Source organism: Acetobacter persici (assembly GCF_018256955.1).
Taxonomy (GTDB): domain Bacteria; phylum Pseudomonadota; class Alphaproteobacteria; order Acetobacterales; family Acetobacteraceae; genus Acetobacter; species Acetobacter persici.
The window spans coordinates 94,427-101,390 of the sequence record NZ_JAERKU010000012.1; the positions used below are offsets into that span (position 1 = coordinate 94,427).

Consider the following 6,964-nt stretch of genomic DNA (forward strand, 5'->3'; position numbering starts at 1 on the left):
ATGGACACCAAAAATCTTATCCTGCGGACAAAGTTCATAGACCGCATGTGCCACTGGACCATGGTGGCCTGCTTCTTTCTGGTCGCCATGTCCGGGCTTTCATGGTTTTTCCCCAGCCTGAGCTGGATGAACGGGGTGCTGGGCACACCGCAGCTTGCGCGGATGCTGCACCCGTTCCTTGGCACTGTGGTGTTTGTGCTGCTGATCTGCATGTTCTTCCGCTTTGTGCATCACAACATGCCTGTCAGAACAGACGTGACGTGGTTTCGGAATATTGTGGATGTTCTGATGAACAGACACACAAAACCGCTGAAAATTGGCAAATATAACGCTGGGCAGAAAATCCTGTTCTGGTGCATCATGCTGCTGATCAGCGCTCTGTTCGCCACCGGTGTTGTGGCGTGGCGTCCTTATTTTGCCGGGTATTTCCCCATCCCGGCCATTCGCCTTGCCCTGCTGGCGCATTCTCTGGCAGGTCTTGGGCTTATCCTGCTGGTTATTGGTCATATCTATATGGGCATCTGGGTGCGCGGGTCCGTTACGGGGATGCTCACAGGCTATGTTTCCCGTGCATGGGCCAAACAGCATCATGACCGCTGGTATGAAGAAGAGGTTGCACCCTCCAAGGATACTCCGGCAAAGCATCATTCATGATCAAAGACCGCACAGATATCCCGGCACTCGATAAACGGGTGCCGGGAGTTCCCGCTATTGAGCCTGTTCTGTTCCCCAAGCTGGATGCGCTTTACGCCCGCCGCTCGTCCCGGCTGGAAGAACTGGCGTTCGAGCTGGTTAAAGAGGCCGTTCAGAACGAGGCCTCTTCCGCGCCGGCGGATGAAGTCAATGCCGGGTATTTTGGGTTCCTCGCCACCCTTGTTGCGGCACAGGGCCGCATACTGGCGCACAGTCCTCTGAGCCTTACAGAAACTGCCTCCATTCGGGCTCTGCTGCGTGAGGGCAATACATCGCCCGAAATCCCCTCGCAGGAGATGCTGGAAAACACGCAGTACTGGCAGAAAGCCTTCGCAGCCCTCGTGGCGGACGCGGGTGATCATCTTCCGGCGGAAACGCAGGAAAGCTTGCAGGCTCTGGCGGCAGAACCGCCGCAGGTGCTCGCGGCACAGGCTTACGCGCTGCTATCCGGCCAGTATGATCAGGTTAATGCCGGGGCAGCAGTCTTTTTGTGGGCCGCACTCTCTGTGTTCTGGGCGCAGGCAATCGCCTTGCTTGCACAGGACGACGCGACTCTCCACCAGCGCCGTTCCGAAGGGGGCGCGTGCCCGTGCTGCGGTGCGCCCCCTTCAGGGTCACTGGTGCTGACGGGGGATCGTGAAGGGTTGCGTTATCTCCAGTGCAGCCTGTGTGAAATCCGCTGGCATAAAGTGCGGGCCACATGCAGCGTGTGTGATGAGACAGGCCATATTGATTACTGGTCCTTTGAGGACACACATGCCCCGATACAGGCTGAAACCTGCGGGGACTGTAAGAGCTACGTGAAGCTCTTCCGGCTGGACCGGGACCCGGCGCTGGAAATCCTCGCGGATGATCTTGCAACCGTGGTGCTGGATGCCGCGCTGGAAGAGCAGGGCTTCATCCGGGCGGCGCTGAACCCGTTTTCCTTCCCGGCCTGAGATGTGCGCGGAACGCGCGCGTCACGGGGAGGGGATGCTATCAGAACAGGATTTTTTCTGAATAATGCGGAACAGTTTTACGGACATAGTGGCGTGTGACACCGCATTGGGGCTGATTGCCGCCTGTGCGGAGCACGTCTCTGTGCCTGCGGTCAGTGTTCCGCTGACAGAGGCCGCAGGCTGTGTGGCTGCGGAAGATATCCACGCACTGACCCCGCGCCCGGAAGCCGATATTTCTGCCATGGATGGGTATGCGTTTAACCACGCGGTCATGCAGGCGGCCCCAGCGGGCCTCCCTGTTGCTGGTCAGATTGCCGCCGGGTCCTTCCCCGTTCCTCTGCCGGATGGGCAGGCGCTGGGTATTCTGACGGGCGCGCGGCTTCCGGCCGGGGCGGATTGCGTTATGGCTGCGGAGCGGATGTCTCTGAGCAGCGCCGGATATGTCTCGCCCGCCAAAGTGCTGGCGGATCAGGGCGCTAATATCCGCCGGGCGGGAGAAGAGTTTTCCAGCGGTGCGGTTTTGCTGAGCAAAGGCACACGTCTGGACTGGCGGCATGTCGCACTTCTGGCCTGTCAGGGTATTTCAGAGGTGCAGGTTATCCGCCCCGTGCGGGTTGCTCTGGTCTCAAACGGGGCGGAACTGGCGGCTGATGCGTCAGACGCCCGGGCAGATTCAAATTCTCCCATGCTTGCGGCCTTGCTGCGGGAGGCCGGAACGGAGGTTACGCTTTATTCCGTTCCCACAGATAACGAGGCAAAGCTCAGCGCGACACTGGCTCAGGCATGGACCGGGGTAGATATTCTGGTGACCACTGGCGGTATTTCCGTCGGCCAGACAGATCATGTTCTGGATGCGCTGCATGGTCTTGGCGCTGAAACGGTCTTCCGGGGGGTGGCCATTCGTCCCGGCAAGCCGTTAACAGTCATGGCACAGGGGCCGCGTCTGGCGTTCTGTCTGCCCGGCAATCCGGGTGCGTCCGCCATCTGTGCGCTGGTGTTTTTGTTGCCCTGTCTGCGCGCAATCATGGGGCAGCAGCCTCAGGCGGCCCTGCTGCCGGGTGTTGCAGATTTTGCCTTCACACCGGTTGTCAGCACAACACATTTTCTGCCGGTCTCGTGCGTGCCGGGGGCGGACGGGTTCCGTCTTTCTCTGCTGCCGACTGTTGGCGCGTCCGACATTATCGTCTTTTCCCGTGCAAATGCCTTGCTGCGTGTGGACCCGGACAGGCCGGTTCAGCCCGGTCAGACACGCTGGGTTCTGCCGCTTCAGCCTAACGGGATCTGAACGGCGCGTTCGATAATAAAATCGGCCAGTGCATCCGTATTATTCAGGTCCAGTGCACGTAATGGGGCGGGAACGGCCTCGGGCGTATCTGTTGCCACGGCAATAATGTTGTTTTGTGTCTTGAAGAGAGGGTCTTTCCCCACGCAGGGCCGGTAGATTTCAAGGCAGGCTGGCACAGTGGTGTGAAAGCCTTCAATCAGGATCAGATCAACCGGGGCCATACGGGACACAAGATCCGTGAGAGTGAAAAGATTTTCCGGCTGGTGATACTGTAAAACCCAGCGGTCAGGCGTGGCCAGCATGACTTCCGACGCCCCAGCTTCCCGATGCACAAAGGAATCTTTTCCCGGTTTGTCGATATCAATGCTGTGGTGTGTGTGTTTGATTGTGGATACCCGCAGCCCTTTTGCGCTCAGGGCAGGCAGCAGTCGCGCCACCAGATGCGTTTTGCCAGACCCGCTCCGTCCTGTGATGCCAAAAATGGCCTGATGCCGGATCGTATTAGTCACCCTGTTTCTCCCGCCTGTCACGCCTCGCTTTACCATACGCATCAGAGCGGGGAAGGGGAGGCTGCACACATGCGGTATCAGGCATGTCATGAAAATGTGCATGGCAAGTCTGACGGATTGCGGGCGAGAGGCGCGGTGTCGTACGGGCCAGAAGCTGTATAATGCTCTGCATGGATGAACAGATAAAAACTTCCCCGCCTGAACCGCGCAGCATGATCCACGTTCGTGGTGCGCGTGAGCACAACCTCAAAAATGTCGATGTCGCCTTGCCGCGTGACAGGCTTGTGGTGTTCACCGGGGTTTCCGGGTCCGGTAAATCCTCGCTGTCGTTTGGCACGATTTATGCCGAGGCGCAGCGGCGTTATCTGGACTCTGTCTCGCCCTATGCGCGGCGTCTGTTCAACCAGATGCCGGTTCCTGCCGTGGACGTTATTGATGGCCTCCCCCCGGCGGTGGCCCTGCAGCAGCAGCGTGGCGGAAGCAGCGGGCGTTCGTCCGTCGGGAGTGTGACAACTCTCTCCAATCTTCTGCGGATGCTCTACTCCCGCGCAGGGCATTATCCTGCTGGTCTGGCGCGGCTGGAAGCGGAATCCTTTTCCCCCAATACGCGCATGGGGGCCTGCCCCCGCTGCCACGGCATGGGGCAGATTTATGATGTGACGGAGCAGACGCTTGTGCCGGATGGCAGCCTCACTATCCGCCAGCGGGCCGTGGCTGCATGGCCGACGGCATGGCAGGGGCAGAACCTGCGGGATATCCTTATTACGCGCGGCGTCAATGTTGATATCCCATGGCGTGATCTGCCGCAGAAAACCCGTGACTGGATCCTGTATACGGAAGACACACCAACCGAGCCGGTTTATCCCGGCCTAACCCATGCTGAGGTACAAGAGGCAATCCGGCGGGGTGAGTCGCCAGCCTATAACGGCACGTTTACCGGCGCACGGCAGTATGTGCTGCAAACTTTTACAAAATCCCAGAGCGCGAAAATGCGGGCTCGGGCGGCGTCTTTTATGGTCAGCGCGCCGTGCCCGGTCTGTCATGGGCAACGCCTTAACCCGGATGCGCTGCGGGTCACGTTTGAAGGGCGTAATATTGCAGAGCTTTCAGAGCTTCCGCTCAAGCATATTCAGCAGGCCCTGCGGTCTGCTCTGGCCGGACTGACGCAGCAGGATGCCACAAGTCTTGCCGCGCATGGCATTGTCGGGGCGCTGATCGAGCGGATTGATGTGCTGCTTGATCTTGGTCTGGGCTATCTGCAACTCAGCCGACCTGTTCAGACCCTGTCTCCCGGTGAATATCAGCGTTTACGGCTTGGCACCCAGATCCGCTCCAATCTGTTCGGTGTCGTGTATGTGCTGGATGAACCCAGTTCCGGCCTGCACCCGGTGGACACACAGGCGCTGCTGCGGGCACTGGATGGCCTGCTCGCGGCTGGCAATTCGCTTCTGGTGGTTGAGCATAATCCGGATGTCATTCGGCGTGCGGACTGGCTGGTAGATGTTGGGCCAGATGCCGGGGAGCGAGGTGGCCGCGTTCTCTATAGCGGGCCGCCTGAGGGTTTAAAGGCGGTTCAGGACTCCCGCACACGGCCTTATCTGTTTAACCCGCCCACGCATCGGGATGTGCCTCCACGCAAGCCTGCTGGCTGGCTGGAGCTGTCCGGCCTGTGCTGGAACAACCTCAATCATGTAAGCCTGTCTTTGCCGCTCGGCGTGCTGGTGTCTGTTACGGGGGTATCCGGCTCCGGGAAGTCCAGCCTTGTCGGGCAGGCACTCGTCTCGGTGGTCGCAAAAGCGCTCGGGCAGCCAGTCACAACAGACACGCAGACGGATGATGGCACGGATGCTCCTCTGCTGGAGGCTGAATCCGGTCAGCCCGCGGGCACAGTGGTGTCTGGCCTGAGCCGGATCAAACGACTGGTGGTGATTGACCAGAAACCCATCGGGCGCACCCCACGCTCCAATCTGGCAACCTATACCGGGCTGTTTGATCAGATCCGGCAGGCTTTCGCGGCAACGCCGGAAGCCAGAAAGAAGCGGCTTGATGCAGGCTGGTTCTCGTTCAACGTCGCCAAGGGCCGCTGCCCCAAATGTGAGGGCGTCGGGTCAGTCATGGTGGAACTGCTCTTCCTGCCGAGTGTGTATGCGCCCTGTCCGGAATGTCATGGCACGCGCTATAAACCTGAGGTGCTGGAGATAACCTTGCGCGGCAAGACCATTGCCGACGTGCTGGGGATGAGCGTCGACGAAGCGCATGATTTCTTTGCATCCGAACCCGCAATTGCGCATGGGTTTGATACCTTACAGCAGGGCGGTCTGGGGTATCTGCGGCTTGGTCAGCCCGCAACCGAACTGTCGGGCGGGGAGGCGCAACGCATCAAGCTGGCGACAGAATTGCAGAAGCGCCGTTCCGGACACGTGCTGTATGTGCTGGATGAACCAACAACCGGCCTGCATCCATCAGACGTGGACCGTCTGATGAGTCAGTTACAGACCCTTGTTGATCAGGATAACAGCGTGGTGCTGGCCGAGCACGATATGCGCGTGGCGGCAGCGAGTGACTGGGTCATTGATATGGGGCCGGGAGCGGGTGAAGACGGCGGACAGATTGTCGCGGCTGGCACACCCAAGGACATCGCGGCCGATCCTCAGAGCAAAACAGCGCCATTTCTCGCGCGTTATTTGTAATCTGGCGCTTTCCGGATTGAGTCCTTTATGGCCGTGGGGGAGGCGGAATGCTTTAACCGCCCATCCTCCGATTACACGGTAATAAGCTGTCTTGCTAACGGCAGGAGCGTATCACGGGTGAGGGGGGCCAGAAGGTCCACCGGGGCGTGCGCCGGATCAACCCAGAGGACTTCCGCAATCTCCGCTTGGGCGGTGACGGGGTCGGTCAGCATAATCCGGAACACATCGGCCTGAATAAGATGGCCCGGTTCATTCGCCGCCTCTGCCGTGAACGTCCCCAGAAAATCATTCTGGTCTGGGGAGACTGTAATACCCAGCTCTTCGCTCAGTTCTCTGGTAACGGCCTGAGCGGACGTTTCACCAGCATCAATCTTGCCGCCTGCCTGCATGAAGAACCGGGAGCCGTGCTTCCGGACCAGAAGCGTCTGACCGTCCTGATTAAAAATCAGAGCAGTTGCAATGCGGATAATGGGACGCTGGCTGGCGGACGACATCAGAAACTTTACTCCAGAAAACATGAAGGGGCTGACATATCAGCACACACATTCCCTTCCCACCATAAGAGCCGGGGAGGGGAGCGATGCTTTCTGTCGCTCCGTGTGAGGAAACACCGGGAAAGGACTGAGAAAAAGGAACTTTTTCCACAAAAAATGAAAAATAAACGAATGTTAATGCGGATAAAAAGCCAGAATACACCCCTCAGAGAGTCCGTTTCCCGCAGTTTTCCGGGCCTTGCAGGATGTTTCAGGGCGCGTGTTGACAGGTAGGGTTCGATCGCTTAGAAACCGCTTCACCGGACGAGATGACGGTTGGCAGCGGCCTCTGGCTCTGCTAGATTGATCGGCTCGA

At 59.0% G+C, this 6,964-nt stretch carries 6 protein-coding genes; 4 read left to right on the forward strand and 2 right to left on the reverse strand.

From position 1 onward, the window contains the following. From JK199_RS12495 to JK199_RS12505, 3 genes are all read left to right on the forward strand, one after another. Positions 1–654: a formate dehydrogenase subunit gamma gene (locus JK199_RS12495; RefSeq protein ID WP_077929749.1), complete on the forward strand. Its 654-nt coding sequence runs from the start codon at positions 1–3 to the stop codon at positions 652–654. Next, entirely contained in the window at positions 651–1,631 is a 981-nt protein-coding gene (fdhE, locus tag JK199_RS12500; RefSeq protein ID WP_244985121.1) for a formate dehydrogenase accessory protein FdhE, read from the forward strand. The genes JK199_RS12495 and fdhE overlap by 4 nt, the downstream gene beginning before the upstream one ends. A 64-nt stretch (positions 1,632–1,695) precedes the next feature. After that, positions 1,696–2,916, forward strand: coding sequence for a molybdopterin molybdotransferase MoeA (locus JK199_RS12505; RefSeq protein ID WP_244985122.1), 1,221 nt, complete (start codon positions 1,696–1,698; stop codon positions 2,914–2,916). On the opposite strand, the gene mobB is transcribed toward JK199_RS12505, so the two are convergent. Beyond that, positions 2,898–3,425 carry a molybdopterin-guanine dinucleotide biosynthesis protein B gene (gene mobB / locus JK199_RS12510; protein ID WP_342356328.1) on the reverse strand — a complete coding sequence of 176 codons (528 nt, stop codon included), beginning with the start codon at positions 3,423–3,425 and terminating at the stop codon, positions 2,898–2,900. The genes JK199_RS12505 and mobB overlap by 19 nt on opposite strands. A gap of 212 nt (positions 3,426–3,637) precedes the next feature. Here mobB and JK199_RS12515 point away from each other — a divergent pair, with 212 nt between their 5' ends. Then, positions 3,638–6,115, forward strand: coding sequence for an excinuclease ABC subunit UvrA (locus JK199_RS12515; protein WP_244985123.1), 2,478 nt, complete (start codon positions 3,638–3,640; stop codon positions 6,113–6,115). 71 nt (positions 6,116–6,186) lie between these two features. Here JK199_RS12515 and JK199_RS12520 read toward each other — a convergent pair whose 3' ends face one another. Continuing rightward, positions 6,187–6,609, reverse strand: a complete 423-nt coding sequence (locus JK199_RS12520) for an NUDIX hydrolase (protein WP_212376459.1) — start codon at positions 6,607–6,609, stop codon at positions 6,187–6,189. Between the last annotated feature and the right edge of the window lie 355 nt (positions 6,610–6,964).

What these genes read in the sequence shown, in the direction of transcription:
- JK199_RS12505 (WP_244985122.1), top strand. Translation starts at nt 1,696, where the DNA reads ATGCGGAACAGTTTTACGGACATAGTGGCGTGTGACACCGCATTGGGG.
- fdhE (WP_244985121.1), top strand. Translation starts at nt 651, where the DNA reads ATGATCAAAGACCGCACAGATATCCCGGCACTCGATAAACGGGTGCCG.
- JK199_RS12495 (WP_077929749.1), top strand. Translation starts at nt 1, where the DNA reads ATGGACACCAAAAATCTTATCCTGCGGACAAAGTTCATAGACCGCATG.
- JK199_RS12515 (WP_244985123.1), top strand. Translation starts at nt 3,638, where the DNA reads ATGATCCACGTTCGTGGTGCGCGTGAGCACAACCTCAAAAATGTCGAT.
- JK199_RS12520 (WP_212376459.1), bottom strand. Translation starts at nt 6,609, where the DNA reads ATGTCGTCCGCCAGCCAGCGTCCCATTATCCGCATTGCAACTGCTCTG.